We start from the raw sequence: 22,891 nt of genomic DNA on the forward strand, positions 1-22,891 counted from the left end.
TCTAGGTTGTGATTGCCTGCATGTACTTGATCCGTGGCCGGGGGAGCCACATGTAACCGTCCAGCTTCAGCCGGTCCCCGGTCTCGGCCACCGAGAAAGCGGCGGCCAGGACAACGTGTTCGTCGTCCCACTCCACGAGGACGCCCTCGAAGGACTCCTCAGCGCCGCCTTCCGATGAGATGGTGATCAGGAACTTGCCGCGCTCCGCGTCCCGGAGCAGCCTGTCTTTGCGAGCCATACCGGACCCCTTTCGTCAGAGGACCAGCAGGTCCTGCGTTTCGTACTTGCTGACCTTCTCGGGGACCGTGCCATGGACCAGGAAGCAGCCGGCCGCGCCAGTCACAGCGACCAGCGGGGCGACATCGTTCGGGGACTTCCCGCGGTCCCAGAAGAACGCGTCCCCGGAGGGCTTGGCCAAGGCGGTGGCAGCCGCCACGTTCAGCAGCGGCTGCCCGGGGTGGCTGATGTCCGGCTCAACGTCTTCGGGCTTGATCGGCTCGCCGTCGTCGTCCATCTCGTTGCCCCGGACGCGGTCATAGAACATGCCGGTCCAGCGGGACAGGTCAGACCCTTCCCAGGGGATGACGTTCAGCCCATCGATCGCTTCCAGCTCGGGCAGGAGTGACGACACCGGGGCGCCGTTCTTCTGCAGCGTCACCCCGACCAGATCCGGGTTGCTCTTACGGGCCACTGTCTGGCCCTCAGGGGGTGAATCGAACCACGGGCCCACCCACGCCGTGCCGGAGCGGGAGGCGACCACCTGGACGCGGAGAACGCCGTCTGCGTTGAAGCCCGCAACCCCGATATGGGCGGTTGTGCGGTCCCAGGAGACGTCCACGCAGAAAGCGAACTTCCCGACGATCATGTCTTCCCGGTCCGCGCCCTTTTCCCACCGGCCCGGAGGGAACGGCCCATCAGCTGTCGTGTCCAGCCACTGGCAGAAGACCTCGGTCCGGACAAGCCCTTCAGGTTCGCCCTTCACCGCGGCCGCGATCGCCTTCTCAAGGCTCGGCACGTGGCCCATGGACGGGTTTGACTGTGCCCAGCCGTGACGGTCCCACATCGACATCCCCGGAGCCATCGACCACTCAAACAGTCCTGTTGAGTCGGCGTCGGCCTCGTCGCCCTCATCCAAGTCGGGCATGACGACGTCTTCCAGGCCGTCCGGGTTCCCAAGGGACATGTGCGCCATGTTCCGCAGGAACCGCAGCACGATCGATGAAGCATCGCCGGCATTGGAGACAGCCCAGACCTGAGCGAAGAACCGGGCCATCGTCGTCTTGGAGATCGCCGCCCAGGCATCCCAGCTGGAATGCTCGCGCAACTCGTCCAAGACGACCAGGTCAGCGGAGAGGCCACGGCCACCACGGCGGTTCGCCGCCTGCACCTTGTACCGTTCGCCGCTGGACAGCTCCAGCGCCTTCTTGCCGTTGGTCTTGTCGATCCGCTCGATTTCGTCCTTGAGTTCCGGGACACCCTCAGCGAGTTCTACGGCGCCCCGCCAGACTTCCTCAGCGATGTCCAGGTTCTGGGCCGTGCCGATAGTCAGCTTCGCGGCGTCCATGTACATCCGCCACAGCGTGAGGACCTGCATCAGGGTGGACTTGCCGTTCTGCCGGGCGACCAGCAGGACGACGGTCCGGAAGCGGAAGGACCCATCCTCGTTTAGTTCAAGGGCATGGATCAGCAGCCACTTCTGCCAGGGGAAAAGCGGTATGTCCAGGACCTGCTCAGCGAAGTCGATGCACTCAAAGCCCTTGGACGTCTCCCGGGTCAGTTCCCGGCGCTCCGGGGTGTAGATCCGTGGTGTCTCGCAGCCGTACAGCTTGGGCTTGCCGGCCGCGTTAGCCATGGATTACACCGCCTCCCGACCTCCGCGCAGCAGCTCCAGGCGGCTCTTTTTCTTCTCGCCGGGCTTGCCCATGCCGGCGCGCTGCATCGGCGTGCCGCCCAGTTCCTTGAGCATGTTGAACAGGTGAGGCCCGAGGTACATCACCGAGACCGCTTCCTTGCCGCCGGCCTTCGCCACTTCCTCGATCATGTGGGCGTACCGTTCGGCGAGCGCGACCAGACCGCGGTCCTTGTCCTCGGTGGTCATCTTGGCGATGGCCTCCCGGACCTCCTCAAGCAGCGACGGTCCGGGGAACACTGTGAACGCGACTGGATCCGGAGGCAGCGGCGTCTGGAAGTTCACCTGGCGTGGGGCCCGGGGATCTTCGCCGGCCGCCTCGCGGGCGTCGAACACCCACCGGCCAAGCGTCTGCTCCGGGATGTCCAGCTCCCGGCCTACGTCGGCGATCGCCCGGCCAGAGTTCAGAACCAGCTGGGCTGCCTGTGCCTTGTACTCGGCGGTGTAGCTGCGGCGCTTACGGGCCATCCGTCGAGTCCTTTTCCGATTCTGCTTGGAGCTCCTCGCGGACGCGTCGCTCGATCAGCACTTGCGTCGGGTCCAACAGGTAGATCTCTTGGACTAGGCAGCCTTGTTCCACCAGTTCTGCTTTCAGATCCCTCTGCTGTTGCCACGTCATGCCCGCCGTGCTGAAGAACCGTTCGCCGAACTGGTGCTGGTGCATGACGTTGGCCGGGATGGCGCGGATTACGACGGTCACGTTTGATGCTCCTCGGGGTCGGGTTTTCGCTAAGGGGGGTGGGGGGTACGGGGAGGGGGAGGACACTACCCGGCGAAGCCTCCCCGGTCGTCCAGCCCCAGAGATTTTCCGGCCCCTACCCTCAGGACCCGGGCCGTCAGCGTCTGTTCGCCGTCGATCAAAGCGCGTAAAGCACGATGGTGTCCGTCTTCGAGGTAGAGCGTGCCGCCCCACTCGATGACGTGGGGATGTGCGTCACCACCAACCGGGTGGCTGCCATTGACCAGGGCATGGAGCAGGATGCCGGGCTGGGTAGCGACCAGGTCAGCGATGCACACCGTCATGGTCGGAACGTGCAGCCACTTGGCGGATGTCATCCCGGTCTGTCCCCAAGGTTCGCCGTCGTCGCGGGAGATGATGCCACGGAACAACGCCAGCCAACCTCCCGCTCATTCACCAGGACTGGACAGCGTGCCCGAGGCCGGGCTTCACCTCACGGTCACCGCGCGCTTTGTTGCAGCGAAGGTGCGTGCTGCTCAGGTTGGTTGGTTCCTCGGCGAGGTGCGGGTGCGTCGATCGTGGCTTGATGTGGTCCACGCTGAAGCTGTCCTCATCCGGGTACCTCAGCCTGTAATCGATCGGCTGCTGGCAGATTGCACAGTCCAAGCGCTTTGCCCTCTGGTTAGCGACCAGGGTTCGCCACTTTCCACCAGCCCGACCGGCCCGCTTACTCACTGAACCGGACCTCCTACCAGACATGGGAAGAGCCCCGCCGGCTAACCGGTCGAGGCTCTGGTTTGTGGCTGGGTGCGAAACACCAGCTCACCCCATAATTTAGAGGACTAAGTCAAGGATGTTCGGGAAGCTGCGCGTGTCGGCGTGGCGTTCTTTCCTTACTCCATGGCTGCGTATGCTTCCGGCTGGTGCTCTTCGCAGGGCTCGCTCTCGGTGGGTGTGCCGCATTCGGAACAGACGTAGCCCCCGATTCCGAACGCCACGATCCATTCATCTGATGCGTCAGGCTGCATGTCTTCCCCGTTTCCGGTCCTTGGTAAGCCGCTCCACTTCCCGAAGTAGTTCAAAGATCGCTGTATGCTGCCTGCCGACGACGTCCGGCCACGGTTCGCCGCGGTGGTGGCGGTCCTCTCCTTCCATAGCGACCAGTTGGAAGTGAGCCTTGATCTGTTGGAGTCGTTCGTTACTCATTGGTTCATGCGACGTCCCGCTATCGTGGGCCATGAAGCGCGTCCTCTCCTGCGTGTAGGTAGTCGATGTCTTCGCTGAGCTTCGACCACTCACCCTCGGCGATCATTGAGTAGGTGGTGTGTTCCGATCCCTCGCCCAGCTTGCAGATCCATGCACGGCTGGGCCGTTCCGGATTTCGGACAAGGGCGAACAGCGGCAGAGACGCCGTCTTCTGGACGGCCGGTTCCACTTGCTCCATCAGGAACTCCTTCGCTGTCTTCTGTACGGTGCCTTGGTACGGGACATAGACCTCGCCGTCCACGTTGTTGCCCTGCTGGTCAGTCATTACGCTTTCCTTCCGGTCAGGTACTTCTTCTTGAGTGTCTCCATTGCCCGGTTTGGGCGGGGTGTGCGGCGGCCGGCGGTGGCGAACCACTGGTCTGCCGGCACACGGTGGGTGATGTCCAGGCTGCACCGGATCACCACGCGGCCATCACCCTGGGTCCATGCCGAGACCTTGCCCGTGCAGGGGACTCGTTCACCCCGGGAGTTGATCATCAGCTGGTGGCAGTTGCCGTCGATGTCCACCTCGATGGGCGGGGACTGGTAGGCAGCTTCCCTCATCTGCCGGGCTATCTTGGCGAGATCCCAACCGACAGCTTCCACATGCTCGACCGATGGGTGAGTGGCAAGGTACTCCACATGCCAGCGAGCCAGCCAGTCAGCGAGTACACCAGTACCGTGGTCGAGCGGCAGGCGCTGCTCCGGACGGTCCTGGATCAGCTTGCCCACGGTCAACCAGATCGCACGGCGTGCAGCGCGCATGATGTCCGAGACTTCACCATTGATCGGCAACGGCGGATATAGGTCGCCTGTCCCGCCCACACGCTCCGCTGAAGCAGCGCGGCCACCAGCTGGTGCAAGCGCATCCTCCAGATCGGGCCAGTACTTGGCAACGTCGGTGAGGGCTGACCGGAGCCATTCGATGCAGGCCGGGCACAAGTGTGATCCAGGTGCTGCTTTCGCTGGCTCTTCGTCGTGGAAAATGCACAGTTCGGCGTAGACGGTCTGCTTCTTCGCGAGGGTGTAGGGCAGCAGGACGACCGCGCCGCCCACAGTCACCCGGTACTTCTCCTCAAGCTCCAGGGGAGTGGTCATGCCTTGCCTCTCAGGTCGTTGAGGATGTGCCCGTTGGTCAGATCCTCGGGGCGCCAGACGCCGGCGTTGAGCTTGGCGAGCTGCATGCTGGAGATCCAGTCGAACTGGGCAGGGGACAGGCGGCCTTTGCTGGTCTTCAGTTCACGGAACAGGGCGCGCTGCCGGTGCTCACTAACCAGGACGAGATCCGGGAAGCCAGCAACTGAGCGGCGCGAATCATGTGTGTGGTAGATCAGGCGGTATCCGTTGAGCTTGGCAAGCTCGATGACAGCTGTTTGGAACTGATCTTCAGACATGGGGTTAGGCGATGAAAGTCGTTGGGCAGGCATGTTCAGTTCCGTCCTCTGGATCGGGGGCGTCTTCGCTTTGATTTGTTCTTCGGAGGTTGGGTGGGGAGCTGGGCTCCCTTCCCTACCTGACCCGTCCCGTCCCGTCCCGTCCCGACATGGCTTGGTCTGGGAGACCTGTGACCAAGCCCGGTGCCAGATGATCTGCCTAGGTCGTGGGCCGGTGATGCCGTTGCCCCCGGGTCGGCTGAGTCGCTGGACGGGCCGGTAGGTGCCGTTGCCTCGCCCTTTCCCGGAGCGGCCGACGTGGGCTGCTCAACAGGAGGCGTGTCCTCTGCTTTAACTTGTGGTTCTGGCCTGGTGTAGGTGGGGGTCACAATTACGTCGTGGTTCGCAAGGAACTCGACGGTTTGTGGGCCATAGAGCGGTTCCGTTGGAGCAGGCAGGGTTTCCCACGTGCTGTCCGGGTCGTCAGCGCGCTGGCCGTTGCAGGCCTTGCAGCAGACGACGTAAGTCTCCACGGTGGCCTTTCGGCCTGGGTTGGTGTGGTCGTAGGACCCGGCGCGTCCTGATACCCGATCTGACCAGTTGACGGTCTTCCCGCAGTATCTGCATGCGTCCCCGTCACGGTGCCGGACCGGCACCGTGAGCTCAGGGTTCCGTTGGTCTTTCTTCCTTTGGTTCGTCCAAGCTCGTTCGTCCTTCAGGATCATGTGGAAGAGGTCGTTGTCCTCCACGAGCTTGAACGCCTGGCGCACCTCGCCGTCCACAATGATCTCCGTGTCAGTCAGGTAGCCGCAGAACTTCGCGGCCTTGACCAGCGCGTGATACCGGGTGATCGATCCGGCCATCTGTCGGGCAGTGCCAATCGTGATTATGTAGTCCTTCTCGTACGCGGCCGACTGCGTTGCGCACCGGTTCACCCATCCGAAGCACTCATTCAGGATCCGGTCGTCCGCGTCCTCCATCTCCAGCGCCGACAGGACGATAGGGTGATTCGCCGCCGCATCGCCCTCTTTCAGCCATGGCACTGGATGGACCTACTTCCTTTGCGTTCTTGCGGTCGTGGATTGCCTGCACCAGCTCGATACCTTCTGGATCGGCGAGCGCTGGGTGATCTAGTTCGTCCGGGAGGTAGATGTCCCTGGTCGTTGTCGGCACGATGGTCAACGCTCCTCCTCAAGCGCTGCGGTGGCGGCCTTGAGGGTGGGGCATGGCCAGCCGACCTCGCCGTATTCGCCAGCGAGGTCATAGTTGCCGTCATCCAGGCTCTCCGTTACGGAGGAGTCTGAGCACGTTCCGCAGATGTCTCTGACGTGTTTGTCGTCCTGCACTTGTCCCGCGTCGTCCGTCTCATAGATGGCCACGGGCTCGTGCACCTTCTCCACGGCTTCGACGGCGGCCACGAGGCGGGCCAGGTCTCGGGGAGCGTTAGCGATCAACTCAGCGTTCCGGTACTCCGGGTACAGCAGCGCACCGCACTGCAGGATTTCCTGCGCTTCAGCGCCTCGAAGTGACTGGCGGATGTGTTCGGGCCCGTCCCACTCCCATGGTCCGGGTGTGGCTTCTTGGAGGCGGGCTTTGATTCCCTCCAGCTCGTTCACTGCTTGCCCCTGTCGATGGCTTCCACCCACTGGACGGCTACGGCAGCTACCTGGATCAGCTCGGCGCGAAGCTTGGCGGGGTCATCCTCAGCGAAAGCTTCGAAGACTTCTTCCCTGAGAATGTGCAGCCAGGTACATAGGCCGACTTGAGCGGAACACTCAGTGATGAGCTTCAGTCTTTCGGCTGCTACGGCGGCGCTCCAAGAACCGCTGCCATACGGCATTGGCAGTTTGGCGGGGCCCGTACCATTCGGGTGGTCCTGTTGGCCCCACTTGGCTGTCTGGCGCCCACGTTCGTCGGCCACTTCAACGAGTACTTGGCTCCCAGCCAGCGTCACTGCGGCCAGTGCCTTCTCTACGTCTCGGTCGCGGTTCCAGATGGCTTGGTCATCGACTTCACCGGCTCCACGCCCTGGGCCGATCCAGCCATCAAGGCCGGTAGCGTTGCCGCCGTCCCAGAGGTCTTCGAGAATGCCGGTAAGGGACTTTGCTTCTGTGCTCATAGGTGGGGCTCCACTATCTCTACTACTCGGTTGAAGACGGCGTCGGTGATGTCCTGGACTTTGCTGCCGGAGCTGACGGTTACGGACCCGTGGAAGCCATGGCCGTCGCGGAGGAAGTTGGCGTCCCCTGGTTTGGGCGATTCGGGATGCTTGCCGCCGCCGGCGTGAGCCAGTTCGGGGAGCCGGTTCATCCATCCCTCCCGGAAGGCATTCAGTTCGTTGGCTACGGTGGATCCGTCTTCTGAGCGGATGGGCATCAGGAGGCCGAGGAAGGATTCACCGCAGCTGATCAGGATGCGCTTGGCGTCCTCGGTGGGTTCGATGACCAGCGGTTCCCCGTAGGCCTGCGAGGCTGTGGCGAAGAGGCGCACGAGTCGGCCGGCCGCCACCAGGCGCTCCGGCATCACCCGGTCGGACAGGACGGCCTGGATCAGGAGGCGCCCGAAGGCAAGGGGGAACTCGCCGTTGTCGTCCTCCCGCGGGATCTTGAACTCCTTGCCAGGGAACAGCCCAGAGACGTCCACGAACGTGATGCTGGAATCGCGGACGGTGATGCGGAGCGTGTCCCCGATCTCGTCCTCGGGCTGCTTGCCCTTGGCTTTGAAGATGGTGAGCAGCTCTTTCGCGACGTCGGCCGGGAGGTTGAAGGCGTCGTCGTTCACATCGCCGGTCAGGCCTTCCGCTTCCCAGACCGAGGCCACAGCGTGCCCCAGGGTTACGGTGTTGCACGCGGTGACGTGAAGCATGCCGTCCGTGGCCGTGAAGTGCACGACGGCGAGCGCCTGGCTTAGCTTCGGGTCGCCGGTGTGGGGTGTGACGGCCATGAGGGCTTGTCGGAGGTCCAGTGTGTTGACGGTGAGGATCATGCGGCTCTCGCTTCTTGGTTGCATTCACAGGGGCAGGGGGCGGGCTGGTCGGCGTCTGCTTCCCAGCCGTCGCCGCTGCATGATGCGTGTTTCCCGTCTCGGCAGTCAGGGTTCATGCTTGGCCTCTCCGTGTTTCGCGCAATCGGGGTTGGTTGGTCTGGGGTAGGCCGGGTGGTACCGCCATGCTGGGCAGTTGCATCCGGGGGTGGGTTGCCGGCGGGTGCCGGAGCCCATCGCGCACAACTCTGGGCGCTGGTCGCTGCTCACAGGGTCAGGAGGCCCTGGAGTATGCGAGGCGTTCGGCCATCGTCTTGGCTCGGTTGATCAGGTCAGCGCGATCGGCCCGGTGCAGCATCCTGTCCAGCGTTACGGGGTTTACACCCAGTCGTTCAGTGATGGCTTCCCAGCTACACCCTTCTCCAATGAGGAACTCCACGTCCTCTGTCAGGGCATCTGACCGCCGGATTGTGCCTTCTGTCGGCCTGCCCCGACCCTCTGCTACGGATGCACCGAGATCGGGTGTGGCGTTGGGGTCATCTATGGTTTCGTCATCCCAGGCAAGGGGTGGGGCATACCCGGCCTTGGCAATCCGGCTGATACTGATCTTGGAGGCGGGGCCGCGCTGGTTCCAGATCCGGTCGTACAACTCTTTGATGGCGTCGTGCTTCTGCTTGGTGAACCACTGGCCCTCTTGGTGCACGATGTTGGCGGTATTGATGCCAAGCAGTGGTGTCAGGTCCTGATGTCTCCAGCCCATGGCCATCAGCGCTTGGATCCGGCGCCGGCCGCCGATGTTCGGAACGAATCCGTCGGGGTTCGACCTTGCAAGCACGCTCTCGATGGTGACCGCGAGGATGGCGGCTTCCGTCTCGCGGTACAGCAGCTTTTTCAGTCCGCGATTCAGGTCGCTGATGATGAAGGCGCTGATGCCGGCTGCTTCCGCGATCCCGCGGATGCTCAGATCCTTGGTGGCAACGAGCTCCTGCACGTGGGTCTGTGCTCGGTCTGCGCTCACCATGCGCTTGATACCGCGGGCTCGTTCGACGCGCCACTTCTTCTGCCAGGCGCGGGAGTCGGAAGGCCTTTGCTTCGACATTGTGTCGGTCATCGATCTTTCCTTCCTTCTAGCAGCGGCAGTTGCCGTTGTGCGGGTCGAGCGGCTTCTTGCAGCTGTCACACTTGACGACCTGTGGCAGGACAGTGACAAGCTGGCGGCCCGGTGCCGGATTCTTCTGATCGCTCATGCGGCTTCCCAGCCGTTCAAGTTGGTTCCGGCCTGGCGGCAGGCGCCGATGGTCATCCACCCGTAATCAAAGGCGTCCGTGCGGTACGTGAACTCCGGCTCGGGAATGTGGTGCTGGATGCCCATGCCATCCCAGAGGGTGAGCAGCCACTTGCCTGCCTCGGTGCGGCGGACGCCAGCTCTGGGGAACTTCGCGTCATCGACAAGGAACGGGTCGGACGGCGACGGCGCCTCGGGATCATTCAGGGCATCTGCGTGCTCCAAGATGATCTTCCTAGCCCTCCACAGACGACCGACCGGGGCGATTTCGTCCAGGATGTCCGGCCGCAGCCCGCAAAGGCAGACAGGCTCGTTCGCTTCGTTGGTGGTCAGCCCGTGGTTACTCATCGTCGTTGTCCTTGTCTTCCTGGTCTTCGGCTGCGCTCTCGGCAAGGCGGGCGTCATGGGCCTGCTGGAAGTGGTCCAGTACTTCCTGCTCGACGGCTGACAGCTCGTAGTGCCATACGCTGCCGAGGTCTTCTATCCAGCCCTTGGTGTGCCACTTGTAGGTGAAGTCGCCGGCGTCCCATGCCCTGAGCTTCAGGAGTTCGTCTTCCTGGGACTTGCTGGCGAGGTGCAGCAGGAGTGCCATCTGCTCGACGGTCATTGCGGCGAGCGCGGCTTTGATGCCTTGATGGTCGCTTTCGGTGTCTGGATGTCGGCCGGTGATCTCCGCGAAGAGTTCGATGCGGCGATGCAGGTGGTCCAAGAGGATGCGGTAGAGGGCTTCGTCTGCCGCGCCTTCGGGCGGTGAGGCGATGACCTGCTTGAAGTGCTCGGCGTGGACGGCGTGTGCGATGTCCAAGGCCGCGGTCAGCTCAGCGTCTCGTCGCTTCGCTTCCTTTTCCTCGTCGGTCAGCTCGACCTTGGCCTTGGCAGCTTTGTTCGGCTTCAAGTACCAGGAGAGCCTGCCCCAGTTGCGATCGATGGACGCAAGGTCGCCCGCAGCGACGTGCTGAGCAGTCGTCAGTTCGCTGTCTTCGTTCTCGTAGATCTTCGTGTACTTGCCGCTGTACAGCTCCGAATCGGGGACGTACTTGGCGCCAGCTTCCTTCAGCTCTGCCTCCAGTGCCGCGAGTTTGCCGGGCAGGTCACGCTTGCGGGTCTCGGCCTCGACACGGAAAGCGAACTCGCGGGGGCTGCTGGCCGCCGCAGCGAGCAGACGCTCGGTAGCGTCCTGATCTGCGGCGAAGTCAACCAGGACCAGTGCCTGGTCTACGTTGAGGGTCTGTGCCTCCAACTTGCCCTTCGCGTCGTCGTTGAGCTTGCTCAGCAGCAACCGCTTCCGTACGTGGCTCTGAGAGCGCCCGGTGGCTTTGGCAACGGTCTTGACGTTGAAGCCGTCCCCGAAGTCGATGATGGTCTGGTATGCCGTTGCCTCTTCTACCGGGGTAAGGTCCGCGCGCTGCGTGTTCTCCACGAGCATGGCCACGAGCTGCTTGGGCTCCGTGTCCAGGTCCTCCCGGATGACGCAGGGTAGGGAATCGACGTTGGCGAGCTTTGCGGCGGCGTGCCGTCGATGACCGGCGATGATGGTGTATCGCTGGCCGTCAAGCTCCGGCGTCTGGTACCCGAAGGGCTTATCACTGAGCGCAGGGGCGACTACCAGAGGCTGGAGGATGCCCTGCTCGGTGATGCTGTTGGCCAGGTCGGTGACGATCCCGACGTCCTTGCGGACGTTCTTGGCGTGGATGACCAGCTGGTCGATGTGGAGTTCCTGGAAGGTCGCGTTCACTTTCTGGCGTCCTTTCTGACCAGCGCCAGCATGGCCTGCTCGGCGGTGTGGGCTTCCAGCACTGCCTTTTCTTCCACTTCGAGGGCCAGCTTCAGGGCGTCTTCGGCCCTGACTGCCTCGGCCTTAGCGATCGCGGCGATCTTGTTGGCGTGTGCGCTCTTACGGGCCAGTGCCGCCAGCTCGACGTCGTCCACGCTGGTCCACGAAGTGCGGCGGAGGTGGGCGTTCGGCACGTAGTGCTGTCGGATCGCCTTCGGGATCGCTGAGGAAACCGGGACGGTTCCGAGCTGGATTACGACGGCGGGGCTTTCGTTGCCGAGGAACTGCTGTTCAGTCTCGACGGGCTGTTCGGTCATTGCTTTGTCCTGTCTCGAGGATGAAACCGGCGGCACCAGCGATGAGCAAGGTGACACCGGCGATATAGCCGGAATTGATAACGGGGAACGATGCGACGGCCGCCAGAAAGAGCAGCGCGCCGAGAACGAAAGCAGGCGTGTAGAGGAAAGTGCGGCGGCGATTCCGGCCGACCCGCACTGATGGAGCCCTCACGCCCGATGCTCGTGGATGGAGAAGTTAGCCCGGTGCTCGCCGTTGACCAGGACGTGTCCGGCATGGACATCGATCTGGATCCGCTGGGGCATAGGCCACTTCGTGCGGCAGTACGTGGCAAGCTGCTCGGCCAGTTCCCTGTTGTCCCGATACTGGAGCTCGGCACGGTCCTTGAACGGACGGTGCCCTACAGGGTGAACAATGGCGAAGCGCTTTATCCGCGCCTTCACTGCCCGCTTGCCAGGCGATGCTGCCTGGCGTCCAGGACACGGTCGAACGCCGACAGCTGCTCCCTGACGGAGACTGCGGGGTTGAACACGGTCACTTGGGCAAGGTGAGGGCCGGGCTTGGGCCCGGCGGCCGTCGAAACCTGGGGGGTTGGTTTGACGGCCGCCGGCGGGGGACCGGCCGCCACCGAAGCCTCGGGCGAAGGCTCGATGACTGCCGGGGCAGGTGGGGGAGTGGGCGACTCCCTGACGGCGGACTGCTCGCGGAAGCGCTGCTCCGCCTGGGCTATGTCCTGCACGAGATTCCGCAGCGCTTTGTGCGCTGCGAGCGCGGTATCCATGAGGTTCGCGGCGGCCATACCAATGTTGCCGTTCCGGTCGAACGCCTTCAGGGGCTTCGCTGCGTACTGTAGATCCTCCAGCAGAGTACAGGCGCGGCGGTAGTCCCCGAGGCGGCGGGAACGGATGACATCTATCTCGCTGCCCTCCAGGGCATTCGGTCCGACGTTGAGGTCCTCCGCGTTGAAGTAGAGATCCTTGGGGTACTGGCGGAGTCTTTCGTCCTGCAGCTGGCTGGCGGTGCATCCGCCGTCCTCATGTTCCGCGATCAGCGCGAGCATGGGCGCGGCGACAGGGTCCTGGGCTGCGGGCAGTCCTTCCGTGACCGGCCAGGAGAGCGACAGGCCACAGTCGTCGCACTCAAAGGAGGCGTCGTAGACGTCGCCGTCGATGTCGCGGCCGCCGGTGTCGTATCGCGTGCTCAAGACGCCACCTCCAGCGAAGGGTGTGAGGCCCGCAGTTGGCGGGCCTTGGCGAGCAGGACCAGTTGCTCCTTGGACGGACCGCCGGGCGTGTACGCCGCCTCGGCGATCTCCTCAGGAGTCATTGAGTTGAGCAGTGCTGTTGCCTGGGCGAGTACTCGGCCGGCAGCGGCGATATGTGGTTGTGCTTCAGGGGGCAGTGTTCGGAGACCACGAACAGGCATTTGATATGCTCTTTTCTGATTCGAGAGCCGGGCTACCCCCTCCAGCGGTGGGCCTGGCTCTTGGATTTTCTAGGGGCGGTCCAGTGAACTTTCTTGGCGGAATGGCACTGGGCCGCCTTTTGCTTTGGCTTGCTTCCTTCGGCTTCCGCTCATGCAGTCAGCTTTCGCGGTTCGCAGTTACCAGTGGAGCGTCGTTTGTCGGTAACGATGGGCATGACTTCATGCTCTTCCAACTCGAAGTACTCCTCCCATTCGACGTCCAGACGCGCTGCGATGAGTAGGGCGAGATCCTCGCTGAGGGTCTTCATCCCACCGGTCTCCAGCAGGTGGATCGTGTTCTGCGAGCGCCGTACGAGGAACGCCAGGTCGCGCTGGGAGAACTTGCGGTTGAGCCGCTTTCTCCGCAGTGCGGCGGGGTCCTTGACCTTCATCCAGGTCTCCTTACGAACGATCGATAGTGTGCGGCTGGTGCGTCGCATGATCAGTATGCCTTCCTCGTAATCGGTTTGACAAGTAGAGCATGGTTCATATGCAACGTACTTGTCAAGACGATAGGCGAAGTAATCCGCGTGTTGTCTGCCAAGATGTACTTGTCACTTGTCATAAAAGTTCTGTCGCCACTTCCCCAAGTGTCGATCCAGAAGGAAGAGTCACCGTCGTGAATAAGCCCAAGAGTCTTCGGGAGCTGGTGGAAGTCGCCATCACCCGACACGACACATCTGGACGCCAGCTGGCATTCCTCGCCCAGCGCGAGGGATTCACCCTGGCAACTACGACGGTCAACGCCATCCGGCAGGGTACCTACAAGTCCACGCCGACGGACGAGACGATCAAAGCCATTGCCTGGTTGGCCGGCGTTTCAGATGAGGCAGCGTTCACGGCCGCGGGACAACCCGTCCCCGGTCCGCCATTCGCCGACGAACTTCCGCCTGGCGTTGACAACTTGCCGGCCAAAGCCCGCAAGGCTGCCATCGACATGCTGAGGGTCCTCGTTGATATGAACAGGGACAACGATGCTCTCCAACAAGAACATGATGGAATCCGGAACTTGGAAGAACGAAACCGGATCGTGCACGACTACGCCGATGCCATGCGGACCAGCCGTGAGCGTGGCAAGCGCCGTAACGCTGTCCCTGGACAGAAGACACATGAGGACGCTTCGACAGAGAATGTCACACCCCTCGATGATGATGCGATTGATCGGCTTCACCAGGCTGAGCACTACGATTTAGCCGCGAAGCCGGCGCACGGGGGAATTGCACATGATCAGGATGCCGAAGACGCCTGAGGCGTACGTCCGAGCCCTCGGCGTCCATGTTCGGTACGGCTGGGTGCCCGATGGCCTTTGGGGCACCTATGACGCGGACCTGCATGTCATCACCCTCAAACGAGGCCTGGCCCCGACCCAACTACTCTGCACCCTCATGCACGAGCTGGGCCACGCCGCCTACCGCCACGAGGGGACAACTCCCCGATCCGAGCGCGAAGCCAACCACTGGGCAGCCGTCCGGCTGATCTCGAAACAAGACTTCGTTGACGCTATCCTCGTGGATAACAACGCCGTCGCCATGGCCCACCGCCTAGGTGTTCTTCCAGACGTTGTTGAGCACTATATCGACGCACTAAGCGACAGCGAGCGCCAGGCTATTGAAGAGCTGGTGCGGGCATCCGCCGCTGCTTAGCAGCACACCTTCTTCTGTTCTACCCCTAAGGGATCTTTGATGAGTGCTTCCCGAGGGCAGCTGCGCGCTGTCCCAGATAAAGCCGTCCGCGCCGTTGCCTATGTCCGGGTATCCAAAGAGCGCGACGGAATGATCAGCCCAGAGCTGCAGCTCGCCGCCATCGAGCGGCACTGCCAGCAGAGCGGCTACGAGATCGTGGAAACCCTCACGGACCTGGACCTGTCCGGGCAGTTCTGGAAGCGGCGCCAAGTCGAACAGGCCGTGGCCATGATCGAAGCCGGTACCGCGGACGTCCTGGTTGTCTGGAAGCTCAGCCGCGTGGCCAGGAACCGCAAAGACTGGGTCATCGCCGTGGACCGCGTGGAAGGCGTCGGTGGCCGGCTGGAGTCGGCCACCGAACCGATGGATACCACCACCTCCTCCGGACGGTTCGCCCGAGGCATGCTCGCCGAACTGGCGGCCTTCGAATCAGAACGCATGGGGGAGTCCTGGAAAGACGCTCACGAACGGCGGGTGAAGCAAGGCAAGCCAGCGAACGGAAAGCCGCGCTATGGGTACCAGTACGACAAAGAGAAAGGCTTCACGCCCGACCCGGTACAAGGGCCGATCCTCGCCGAGCTCTACACCCGCTACCTCTCCGGCCAGTCCGTCTACAGCCTCGTCCAGTTCCTCAACGACGGGCCAACACGCCCCTCAACCGGCTACGGCGTATCCAAGGACGGCCTGTGGTCGGCACGGACAATCCGCCGAATCATGGACCAGGGCTTCGGCGCCGGCTTCATTACCCGACACGGCGAGCGCCTACCTGGAATCCACGAACCAGTCATCACGCCCGAGCAATGGGCCGAGTACCTCGCACGCCGCGAAACCCGAAGGGTCAACCGACGCAGCGAGCGCTCCGTCTACCTCCTGTCCGGCCTCATCCGATGCTCCTGCGGGGCAAGGATGAACGCGGGCCTTTTCGGGGCCGCGCAAACCCCCAAGTACCGTTGCAAAGCAGCATCCGAGAAGCGCACCCACACCGGCGGCTACGTGATGGTGGACTACGTCGAACGAGTCCTCCTCGAGCAGCTCGCCGAGTGGGCCGACGACCTGAACGCCGAGGGCGCGGCCGCCGCAAAGATGGTCAAGAAGACCACCGCCGACGCAGACAAAACCATCAGCCTCTCCAAGCAGATCGAGAAACTCGACGGGCGCCTGGACCAGCTCACCCTCAAGATGCTCGACGGCACAGTACCCCAGGAGACCTACACCCGACTGCGTGACGACCTCACGAAGCAGAAGCAAGACGCGGAGAACGCGCTTGCAGCTGTCCAGGTCGCAGTCGCTAAGCCACCCGTCGACCTCCTGCCCGGGCTGGTGGAGGACTGGCATCTCCTGCCCGTGGACATGCGGCGGGATATCCTCTCCCGACTCATTGAATACGTGGAGGTCGCCCCGGGCCGTCCTCGTGCGAAGGTAACCGTTCGCCCCCTGTGGTGAGAACAGGACCGAGTCACACTGATGTCCGCGGTCCTGGTCGCAGCCCTGCTGGCGCTCGCAGGCCCTGCACTGGAGGCAATGTTCAACCAGGCAATGGACAAGGTGGGGAACTGAACCATGGCGGGGTCCGCTCGCCGGCCGGTGGAGCAGCCGGGGCTGTCCCGGGCGGCCGAGCGGGGGTCGGCTGTTGTGGATTTCGTCCTGGTTGGTGCGCTGCTGACGATGTTCTTCCTGGCGATAATCCAATTGACCTTGGTCCTTCATGTCAGGAACACACTCATCGATGCTGCCGCGTCCGGGGCGCGATACGGAACGCTCGCTGACCGCACCGCCTCCGACGCCGAAGAACGGACCCGCAACCTCATAAGCCTGGCCCTCAACCAGGGCTTCGCCGAACAAGTCAGTACGCAGGAAGTTAACGTCCACGGCATGCGGACCCTGGAAGTCACCGTCCGGTCCCCGATGCCCGTCATCGGCCTTATCGGACCGCGCGGCATGCTGGAGGTGAAAGGGCATGCGGCCGTTCAGCCCTGATTCGACCAGCTTCGTGACAATGCCCAGCTCCACAGAAATGCCCAGCTTCACAACAACGTCCGGCTCCAATCCGGTGATACACTCCACGGCACAATTGCGTTTTCGAGCGCGCCTGGCAGAAGCGCTGTGCCGGCAGAAGGCCGGGGGCCGTGAGCCGAATGGCGCCTCCCGAGGTACTCGGCAGGGTGCCGGCTCCAGCTCCGGTAACCGCGGTTACCGGGCGCTGCAGCCGGACCCGAACCAGGAACAGGGAAGCGCGGTGGTTGAGTTTACGTTCCTTGCACTCCTGCTGATGGTGCCGCTGGTGTACTTCGTCATCACCGTCGGCCAAATCCAAGGCGGCTCCTTCGCCGTGGTGGGTGCCGCGGACCAGGCAGCGAAGGTTTACGTGGCCCAACCTGATGCTTCCACCGCCGACGCTGCCGCGGAGCAGGCGGTGGCGCTTGCCCTCTCCGACTTCGGGCACCAGGCAGACCGGGCCAGCATGAGCACTACCTGCAGTCCCGCTGATTGCCAGGCCGCGGGCAGTACGGTAACGGTGACCGTCCACCTGAGCGTGCCCCTGCCGTTCATACAGTTTGCTGAAGGGCTCTCCGCCACAGAGGTTGAAGCGTCCTCCACCCAATTGGTAGGTCGGTACCGTTGAACCACAGGGAAACGGACGAGAACGGCCAGTTGATGGTCATGATCCTCGGCTACGTGACCCTGGCGCTCTTGGTGGCAACCGTGGTCATCGGAATATCCGCTGTCTACTTGGAGCACAAGCGCCTGCTGTCCCTGGCGGACGGGGCGTCGCTTGCTGCGGCCGACAGCTACACCCTTGGCGAAGTCTCAGCACAGGGCGGGAGCCCCTCGGCGGTCCTCAACCCTGCCCGCGTCCGAAACGTGGCAGCCGACTTCGTTGCCAGAAGCCCCGCCTCGCAACGTTTTTCCAGCCTTGCCGTCGCCGGGGCAACGGGTACGCCGGACGGTTCCACCGCCGTCGTGGTCCTCACAGCCGCCGTCCACCCGCCTGTGGTGAACTTCCTCATTCCCGACGGGATCCGCATTGAGGCGACGTCCACCGCGCGCTCGAGGTTGACCCGGTAAACCCATCGCATTGAGGGCCAAGCCCGCGTATTACCCGATAGCGTAGGCTTAAACCACCATGGCCAATATTGATTTTTCCGCTGAAATCCGCGCGCTGCGCGCCACCTACGAGTCCATCGAGCGCGTCAGCGACGTGGAGGCGCTCAAGGAAGACATCGCCGAACTCAGCGAGCGGGCGGGGGAACCGAACCTTTGGGACGACCCCGCGGCCGCGCAAAAAGTCACCTCCCGGCTCTCCCACCGCCAGTCCGAACTGGAACGCCTCACCAACCTGGCGGCCCGGATCGACGACCTTGAGGTCCTGGTGGAACTCGGGCAGGACGAGGACGACGCCGACTCAATGGGGGAGGCCGCCGCCGAACTCGAGTCCATCAAGAAAGCCCTCAAGGACCTGGAAGTGGTCACCCTGCTGTCCGGCGAGTACGACGAACGCGAAGCTGTGGTTTCCATCAGGGCCGGCGCGGGCGGCGTGGACGCGGCGGACTTCGCCGAAATGCTGATGCGCATGTACCTGCGCTGGGCTGAGCGGCACGGCTATCCCACCACCGTCATGGACACGTCCTATGCGGAAGAGGCAGGACTGAAATCGGCCACGTTCGAGGTCAAGGCACCGTATGCGTTCGGCACGCTCAGTGTGGAAGCCGGCACCCACCGCCTTGTCAGGATCAGCCCGTTCGACAACCAGGGCCGCCGGCAGACGTCGTTCGCTGCCGTTGAAGTCATCCCGCTGATCGAGCAGACCGACTCCATCGACATCCCGGACAACGAAATCAGGGTGGACGTATTCCGTTCGTCGGGCCCGGGCGGCCAGTCGGTTAATACAACCGATTCCGCGGTCCGCCTCACCCATATCCCAACGGGCACTGTGGTTTCGATGCAGAATGAGAAATCCCAGCTGCAGAACCGCGCGGCTGCCATGCGCGTGCTGCAGTCGCGGCTCCTGCTGCTGAAGAAGGAACAGGAGGACGCGGAAAAGAAGGCGCTGGCCGGCGACGTCAAGGCCTCCTGGGGTGACCAGATGCGCTCCTATGTCCTGAACCCGTACCAGATGGTGAAGGACCTGCGCACCGAACACGAAGTGGGCAACACATCTGCGGTGTTCGACGGCGAGATCGACGATTTTATCGACGCGGGCATCCGCTGGCGTACGGACAACCGCAACGCTGAAAAGTAGGCAGGCGTCCCGGCGGCCCGTCGGGTGATCCGGCGACACGCCACCGAAAGCCCGCCCAACCACCGGCGTTCCTGCGTATAGTCGAGGAGCCGGGGCCCTACTTTCCCCAAACGAAAAACCCGTGCACCGGCTGCAGAACTGGGCTGCATCAGACGGATCAGCCATGCCCTGCAGGGTACTTAGGGCCATGATCCGATTCGAAAATGTCACCAAGGTGTACGACCAGAAAGCCCGACCGGCGCTGGATTCTGTCACCCTTGAGATCGACCGCGGCGAATTCGCCTTCCTCGTGGGCGCCTCCGGTTCCGGCAAGTCCACTTTCCTCCGGCTGGTGCTGAAGGAAGACCGCGCCACCTCCGGTGCCGTGTATGTTGCCGGCCAGAACGTTGCCAAAATTTCCAGCTGGCGGGTCCCGCGCCTCCGCCGCGGCATCGGCGTCGTCTTCCAGGACTTCCGCCTCCTGCCGCAGAAGAACGTGTTCGCCAACGTCGCGTTCGCCATGCAGGTCATCGGCAAGAGCCGCAGCGTGATCCGCGACACCGTCCCCGAGGTCCTCAAAACGGTAGGCCTCGAAGGCAAGGAACACCGTATGCCGCACGAGCTGTCCGGCGGCGAGCAGCAGCGTGTTGCCATCGCGCGCGCCGTGGTCAACCGGCCCGGGATCCTCCTCGCAGACGAACCGACAGGGAACCTGGACCCCACCACCTCCATGGGAATCATGGGCGTGCTGGACAAGATCAACCAGAACGGAACCACCGTGGTGATGGCCACCCACGATGACGACATCGTCAACGAGATGCGCAAGCGGGTGGTGGAGCTCAAGAACGGCGTGGTGATCCGCGACGAAGCCAGGGCCCTGTACACCTCGATGATCCCCGTCGTCGGCCAGTCCCGGCGCCTGAAGGACGCCAGCGGCAGGGAAGCGCCCGACGGCGGCCTGCCGGGCAAGGGCGCCGAAGGTGAGGCCCAGCGGTGAGACTCGCATTCATCCTTTCTGAAATCGGCAGCGGCCTGCGCCGCAATCTGTCCATGGTTGTCTCGGTCATCCTGGTGACGTTCGTGTCCCTCACCTTCGTGGGCGCGGCCGGGATGCTGCAGATGCAGATCAACCAGATGAAGGGCTACTGGTACGACAAGGTCCAGGTAGCCATCTTCCTGTGCGGTGAAGGTTCGACGGCGCCGGGTTGCGCGTCGGGGCCGGTCACTCCCGAGCAGCAGCAGGGCCTGAACGCGCTCCTGGAATCCCCGGCCGTGGCGCAGTACATCAACGACTTCCAGTTCGAGTCCAAGGATGAGGCCTACAAGCACTTCAAGGACCAGTTCTCCAACTCGCCGATTGTCGACTCCGTGACGCCGGACCAACTGCCGGCATCGTTCCGGATCAACATGAAGGACCCGGAAAAATACCAGATCATCAGCGAGACGTTCTCCTCCCAGCCGGGAGTGGAAACCGTGATTGACCAGCGCCAGCTGCTCGAACGCCTCTTCTCGGTGATGAACGGAGCCTCCCTGGTGGCGGTGGGCATCGCAGGTGTCATGATCGTCTGCGCGATCCTGCTGATCGCCACCACCATCAGGCTCTCCGCGTTCAGCAGGCGCCGGGAGACCGGAATCATGCGTCTTGTCGGTGCATCCAAAACCGTCATCCAGCTGCCGTTCATCCTCGAAGGCGTCATAGCGGCGGTCATCGGCGCAGCCCTGGCCTCGGGCACCCTCTGGGCTGTGGCGCAGTTCTTCCTGGGCGACTACATGTCCCGCCAGTACCCGGATACTGCCTTTATTTCGTCCGGTCAGACCTTGATCCTTGCTCCGGCGCTGCTGGTCCTTGGCGGATCCTTGGCAGGAATTTCGTCCCTCTTGACCTTACGTAGATATTTGCGCGTTTAGGCTGTGCACACCGACCAAGGACTGCCCATGAACGTAACTGATCAAACCTTGCCCCGCCCCCGGCGCGGCCGAGTGCGCTCCGCTGCCCGCCGTTTGGGGATTGTCAGCGGCGTGCTCACCATCATTCTTTCCGCCGGGATGGCGGTGGCAACTCCCGTGGCCTTCGCCGACGACCTCGAAGACCGCAAGGCTGCGCTCGAGGCTGAAGCTGCCCGCGTACAAGCCTCCCTTGAATTTGTAGACTCCAAGATCGCCAAGGCCGCCGGTGACCTGGTGATCTACCAGGGCCAACTGCCGGGTGCGCAGCAGGCCCTCCTTGACGCGCAAGGCCGCGTGGCAAGCGCGGTGAAGGAATCGGAAGCCCTGGCTGCCCGCGTGGACATGGCCCAGCAAAACAAAGCCAAGATCACCCAGCAGCTGGAAACGGACAAACAGAAGATTGCGGACACCAAGAAACTGATCGGGCAGATCGCAACCCAGGCTTATAAATCCGGCGGCGTTCCCTCAAACCTGTCGCTCTTCTTCGGTTCCAACAGCGGCAGCAGCCTGACGGACACCATGGACCTCGCGGACCAGGCGATGCGCAGCCAAAACGCGGCCATGGACAAGCTCAGCCAGCAAAATGCCACCAACGTCAACTCCGAAGCACGCCTTCAGGCTGTGGAAGGGGAGATCAAGGACCTCAAGGCCAAGGCCGATGCTGCACTGGAGCGTGAGAAGGCGGCCCGCGACGAAGCCGCCGCCAAGAAGGCCCAGGTTGACCAGCTGATTGCGGACACCACCCGTCTCGACGCTGAGCTCCAGGCCGCCAAGCCTGGCATCCAGGCGCAACTCGCCGGCGTCCAGGCCAACCAGAACCAGGTCGCCAATGAAATTGCTGAACGCGACCGCAAGGCGCGCGAGGCGTGGGAAGCGGAGCAGCGCCGGCAGGCTGAGGCGGCGGCTGCTGCAGCTGCTGCCGCCGCCGCGGCAGCGAACCGCCCCGCCCCGCCCGCTCAGCCGTACGTACCCCCCGCGGCCGGTTCGCCGTCGGCTTTTGGCCTCCGCCATCCCTTCGACGGAAGCATCCCCATCACCTCCGGCTTTGGTTACCGCAGCACTCCGCCGGGAACGATCGATTTCTACGGTACCGGCGGCTACATGCACACCGGCATCGACTTTGGTGCCGCCTGCGGTACCCCCGTGTACGCTGCGGCTGCCGGCGAGGTCTTCAGCTCCGGCTGGAACTCCGCCGACGGCGGCGGCTGGCGTGTCAAGATCGATCATGGCATGATGCAGGGCAACACCCTGACCACCATCTACTACCACAACTCCAGCATCGTCGTCTCCAACGGGCAAAGGGTCTCGCAGGGCCAGTTGATCGCCTACTCCGGCAGCACCGGCAACTCCACAGGCTGCCACGCCCACTTCGAGACCTGGCTCAACGGCAGGGCCGTGGACCCTATGGGACTGCTGTAGGGGCGAAGCGCCGCTGGCGTAGACTTGTATAGCTCCGGGCCCGCAGGCACGGAGACACCTGACCTGAACCTGAGGAGTTTCCCCGTGCCTAAAGAAAGTGGCCGTAAGGTGGTGGCCACCAACCGCAAGGCCCGGCACGACTATCTCGTGCTGGACACTTACGAGGCGGGCATCGCACTGATGGGCACCGAAGTGAAGTCCCTGCGCGAGGGCCACGCCTCCATGGTGGACGGATTCTGCACGTTCTATAACGACGAGCTGTGGATGGAAGCCATCCACATCCCTGAGTACAACCAGGGCAGCTGGACCAACCATGCTGCGCGCCGACGCCGGAAGCTGCTGCTTCACCGCGAGGAGCTCATCAAGATTTCCCGCAAGGTCCAGGAGGCCGGCTACACCGTTGTGCCCCTCCAGCTCTACTTTGTGGACGGCCGCGCCAAGGTGGAAATTGCCGTTGCCCGCGGTAAACGCGAGTACGACAAGCGGCAGACGCTGCGGGAGCAGCAGGACAACCGTGAAGCCCAGCGCGAGATGCGTGAGCGCAACCGGCGGCGGTAGGAATTATTTCGCCGGGGCATGCGTTAGTATTGGTAGTCCGGCGGGCTTGCCAGCCGGT

General features: G+C 63.3%; 33 protein-coding genes. 11 read left to right on the forward strand and 22 right to left on the reverse strand.

Annotated elements, in window-relative coordinates:
• Nucleotide 1 precedes the first annotated feature (1 nt).
• The 22 genes from J7I84_RS08895 to J7I84_RS09000 form a co-directional block, all read right to left on the reverse strand.
• Nucleotides 2–238, reverse strand: coding sequence for a hypothetical protein (locus J7I84_RS08895; protein ID WP_214943583.1), 237 nt, complete (start codon nt 236–238; stop codon nt 2–4).
• Between the two features lie 15 nt (nt 239–253).
• Complete coding sequence (locus J7I84_RS08900) at nt 254–1,852, reverse strand: hypothetical protein (protein ID WP_214943586.1); 1,599 nt, start codon at nt 1,850–1,852, stop codon at nt 254–256.
• 3 nt (nt 1,853–1,855) lie between these two features.
• Entirely contained in the window at nt 1,856–2,377 is a 522-nt protein-coding gene (locus J7I84_RS08905; protein WP_214943589.1) for a transposase, read from the reverse strand.
• Nucleotides 2,367–2,609, reverse strand: a complete 243-nt coding sequence (locus tag J7I84_RS08910) for a hypothetical protein (protein ID WP_214943592.1) — start codon at nt 2,607–2,609, stop codon at nt 2,367–2,369. Before J7I84_RS08910 ends, J7I84_RS08905 begins: the two co-directional genes overlap by 11 nt.
• Before the next feature lie 65 nt (nt 2,610–2,674).
• Nucleotides 2,675–2,965: a type II toxin-antitoxin system VapB family antitoxin gene (locus tag J7I84_RS08915; protein WP_214943595.1), complete on the reverse strand. Its 291-nt coding sequence runs from the start codon at nt 2,963–2,965 to the stop codon at nt 2,675–2,677.
• Between the two features lie 76 nt (nt 2,966–3,041).
• The gene (locus J7I84_RS08920; RefSeq protein ID WP_214943598.1) at nt 3,042–3,254 is read right to left on the reverse strand and encodes an HNH endonuclease; all 213 of its coding nucleotides are present in this window, start codon (nt 3,252–3,254) and stop codon (nt 3,042–3,044) included.
• Between the two features lie 351 nt (nt 3,255–3,605).
• On the reverse strand, nt 3,606–3,794 hold the full coding sequence (locus tag J7I84_RS08925) for a hypothetical protein (RefSeq protein WP_214943600.1): 189 nt from the start codon (nt 3,792–3,794) through the stop codon (nt 3,606–3,608).
• A gap of 19 nt (nt 3,795–3,813) precedes the next feature.
• Nucleotides 3,814–4,119 carry a hypothetical protein gene (locus J7I84_RS08930; RefSeq protein WP_214943603.1) on the reverse strand — a complete coding sequence of 102 codons (306 nt, stop codon included), beginning with the start codon at nt 4,117–4,119 and terminating at the stop codon, nt 3,814–3,816.
• Nucleotides 4,119–4,931: a hypothetical protein gene (locus J7I84_RS08935; RefSeq protein WP_214943606.1), complete on the reverse strand. Its 813-nt coding sequence runs from the start codon at nt 4,929–4,931 to the stop codon at nt 4,119–4,121. Before J7I84_RS08935 ends, J7I84_RS08930 begins: the two co-directional genes overlap by 1 nt.
• On the reverse strand, nt 4,928–5,227 hold the full coding sequence (locus J7I84_RS08940; RefSeq protein WP_214943609.1) for a VRR-NUC domain-containing protein: 300 nt from the start codon (nt 5,225–5,227) through the stop codon (nt 4,928–4,930). Before J7I84_RS08940 ends, J7I84_RS08935 begins: the two co-directional genes overlap by 4 nt.
• A gap of 35 nt (nt 5,228–5,262) precedes the next feature.
• Entirely contained in the window at nt 5,263–6,249 is a 987-nt protein-coding gene (locus J7I84_RS08945) for an HNH endonuclease (protein WP_214943612.1), read from the reverse strand.
• A 135-nt stretch (nt 6,250–6,384) separates the two neighbouring features.
• Entirely contained in the window at nt 6,385–6,822 is a 438-nt protein-coding gene (locus J7I84_RS08950; RefSeq protein WP_214943615.1) for a hypothetical protein, read from the reverse strand.
• Nucleotides 6,819–7,325, reverse strand: coding sequence for a hypothetical protein (locus tag J7I84_RS08955; protein WP_214943618.1), 507 nt, complete (start codon nt 7,323–7,325; stop codon nt 6,819–6,821). The genes J7I84_RS08950 and J7I84_RS08955 overlap by 4 nt, the downstream gene beginning before the upstream one ends.
• The gene (locus J7I84_RS08960; RefSeq protein WP_214943621.1) at nt 7,322–8,191 is read right to left on the reverse strand and encodes a hypothetical protein; all 870 of its coding nucleotides are present in this window, start codon (nt 8,189–8,191) and stop codon (nt 7,322–7,324) included. The genes J7I84_RS08955 and J7I84_RS08960 overlap by 4 nt, the downstream gene beginning before the upstream one ends.
• Before the next feature lie 271 nt (nt 8,192–8,462).
• Nucleotides 8,463–9,299 (reverse strand): hypothetical protein, encoded by an 837-nt coding sequence (locus J7I84_RS08965; RefSeq protein ID WP_214943624.1) that lies wholly within the window; start codon nt 9,297–9,299, stop codon nt 8,463–8,465.
• A 132-nt stretch (nt 9,300–9,431) separates the two neighbouring features.
• Nucleotides 9,432–9,821, reverse strand: a complete 390-nt coding sequence (locus J7I84_RS08970) for a hypothetical protein (RefSeq protein WP_214943627.1) — start codon at nt 9,819–9,821, stop codon at nt 9,432–9,434.
• Complete coding sequence (locus J7I84_RS08975; protein WP_214943630.1) at nt 9,814–11,208, reverse strand: ParB/RepB/Spo0J family partition protein; 1,395 nt, start codon at nt 11,206–11,208, stop codon at nt 9,814–9,816. Before J7I84_RS08975 ends, J7I84_RS08970 begins: the two co-directional genes overlap by 8 nt.
• On the reverse strand, nt 11,205–11,564 hold the full coding sequence (locus J7I84_RS08980) for a hypothetical protein (RefSeq protein ID WP_214943633.1): 360 nt from the start codon (nt 11,562–11,564) through the stop codon (nt 11,205–11,207). Before J7I84_RS08980 ends, J7I84_RS08975 begins: the two co-directional genes overlap by 4 nt.
• A 189-nt stretch (nt 11,565–11,753) precedes the next feature.
• Nucleotides 11,754–11,987, reverse strand: a complete 234-nt coding sequence (locus tag J7I84_RS08985) for a hypothetical protein (protein ID WP_214943636.1) — start codon at nt 11,985–11,987, stop codon at nt 11,754–11,756.
• Nucleotides 11,984–12,748, reverse strand: a complete 765-nt coding sequence (locus tag J7I84_RS08990; RefSeq protein WP_214943639.1) for a hypothetical protein — start codon at nt 12,746–12,748, stop codon at nt 11,984–11,986. Before J7I84_RS08990 ends, J7I84_RS08985 begins: the two co-directional genes overlap by 4 nt.
• Entirely contained in the window at nt 12,745–12,969 is a 225-nt protein-coding gene (locus J7I84_RS08995) for a hypothetical protein (RefSeq protein ID WP_214943641.1), read from the reverse strand. Before J7I84_RS08995 ends, J7I84_RS08990 begins: the two co-directional genes overlap by 4 nt.
• 149 nt (nt 12,970–13,118) lie before the next feature.
• Nucleotides 13,119–13,400 (reverse strand): helix-turn-helix transcriptional regulator, encoded by a 282-nt coding sequence (locus J7I84_RS09000; RefSeq protein ID WP_214943645.1) that lies wholly within the window; start codon nt 13,398–13,400, stop codon nt 13,119–13,121.
• 227 nt (nt 13,401–13,627) lie between these two features.
• Here J7I84_RS09000 and J7I84_RS09005 point away from each other — a divergent pair, with 227 nt between their 5' ends.
• The 11 genes from J7I84_RS09005 to smpB all read left to right on the forward strand — a co-directional run bounded on the left by J7I84_RS09005 (nt 13,628) and on the right by smpB (nt 22,833).
• A complete protein-coding gene (locus tag J7I84_RS09005; RefSeq protein ID WP_214943648.1) occupies nt 13,628–14,257 on the forward strand; it encodes a hypothetical protein in 630 nt (209 codons plus the stop codon).
• Nucleotides 14,232–14,651 (forward strand): ImmA/IrrE family metallo-endopeptidase, encoded by a 420-nt coding sequence (locus J7I84_RS09010; RefSeq protein ID WP_214943651.1) that lies wholly within the window; start codon nt 14,232–14,234, stop codon nt 14,649–14,651. The genes J7I84_RS09005 and J7I84_RS09010 overlap by 26 nt, the downstream gene beginning before the upstream one ends.
• A 39-nt stretch (nt 14,652–14,690) precedes the next feature.
• Complete coding sequence (locus J7I84_RS09015) at nt 14,691–16,133, forward strand: recombinase family protein (protein ID WP_214943654.1); 1,443 nt, start codon at nt 14,691–14,693, stop codon at nt 16,131–16,133.
• A gap of 117 nt (nt 16,134–16,250) precedes the next feature.
• On the forward strand, nt 16,251–16,667 hold the full coding sequence (locus J7I84_RS09020) for a TadE family protein (protein ID WP_214943657.1): 417 nt from the start codon (nt 16,251–16,253) through the stop codon (nt 16,665–16,667).
• Nucleotides 16,668–16,926: 259 nt separating this feature from the next.
• The gene (locus tag J7I84_RS09025) at nt 16,927–17,313 is read left to right on the forward strand and encodes a hypothetical protein (protein ID WP_214943659.1); all 387 of its coding nucleotides are present in this window, start codon (nt 16,927–16,929) and stop codon (nt 17,311–17,313) included.
• A complete protein-coding gene (locus J7I84_RS09030) occupies nt 17,310–17,756 on the forward strand; it encodes a pilus assembly protein TadG-related protein (RefSeq protein ID WP_251046333.1) in 447 nt (148 codons plus the stop codon). Before J7I84_RS09025 ends, J7I84_RS09030 begins: the two co-directional genes overlap by 4 nt.
• Nucleotides 17,757–17,814: 58 nt before the next feature.
• The gene (gene prfB / locus J7I84_RS09035) at nt 17,815–18,930 is read left to right on the forward strand and encodes a peptide chain release factor 2 (protein ID WP_214943662.1); all 1,116 of its coding nucleotides are present in this window, start codon (nt 17,815–17,817) and stop codon (nt 18,928–18,930) included.
• 187 nt (nt 18,931–19,117) lie between these two features.
• On the forward strand, nt 19,118–19,906 hold the full coding sequence (gene ftsE / locus J7I84_RS09040; protein ID WP_214943665.1) for a cell division ATP-binding protein FtsE: 789 nt from the start codon (nt 19,118–19,120) through the stop codon (nt 19,904–19,906).
• Nucleotides 19,903–20,817, forward strand: a complete 915-nt coding sequence (gene ftsX, locus J7I84_RS09045) for a permease-like cell division protein FtsX (protein ID WP_214943668.1) — start codon at nt 19,903–19,905, stop codon at nt 20,815–20,817. The genes ftsE and ftsX overlap by 4 nt, the downstream gene beginning before the upstream one ends.
• Nucleotides 20,818–20,844: 27 nt before the next feature.
• Nucleotides 20,845–22,275, forward strand: a complete 1,431-nt coding sequence (locus J7I84_RS09050; RefSeq protein WP_214943671.1) for a M23 family metallopeptidase — start codon at nt 20,845–20,847, stop codon at nt 22,273–22,275.
• Between the two features lie 84 nt (nt 22,276–22,359).
• Complete coding sequence (gene smpB / locus J7I84_RS09055) at nt 22,360–22,833, forward strand: SsrA-binding protein SmpB (RefSeq protein ID WP_214943674.1); 474 nt, start codon at nt 22,360–22,362, stop codon at nt 22,831–22,833.
• The last annotated feature ends 58 nt before the right edge of the window (nt 22,834–22,891 follow it).

This window comes from Arthrobacter sp. ISL-85, from assembly GCF_018613675.1.
Taxonomy (GTDB): Bacteria; Actinomycetota; Actinomycetes; order Actinomycetales; family Micrococcaceae; genus Arthrobacter.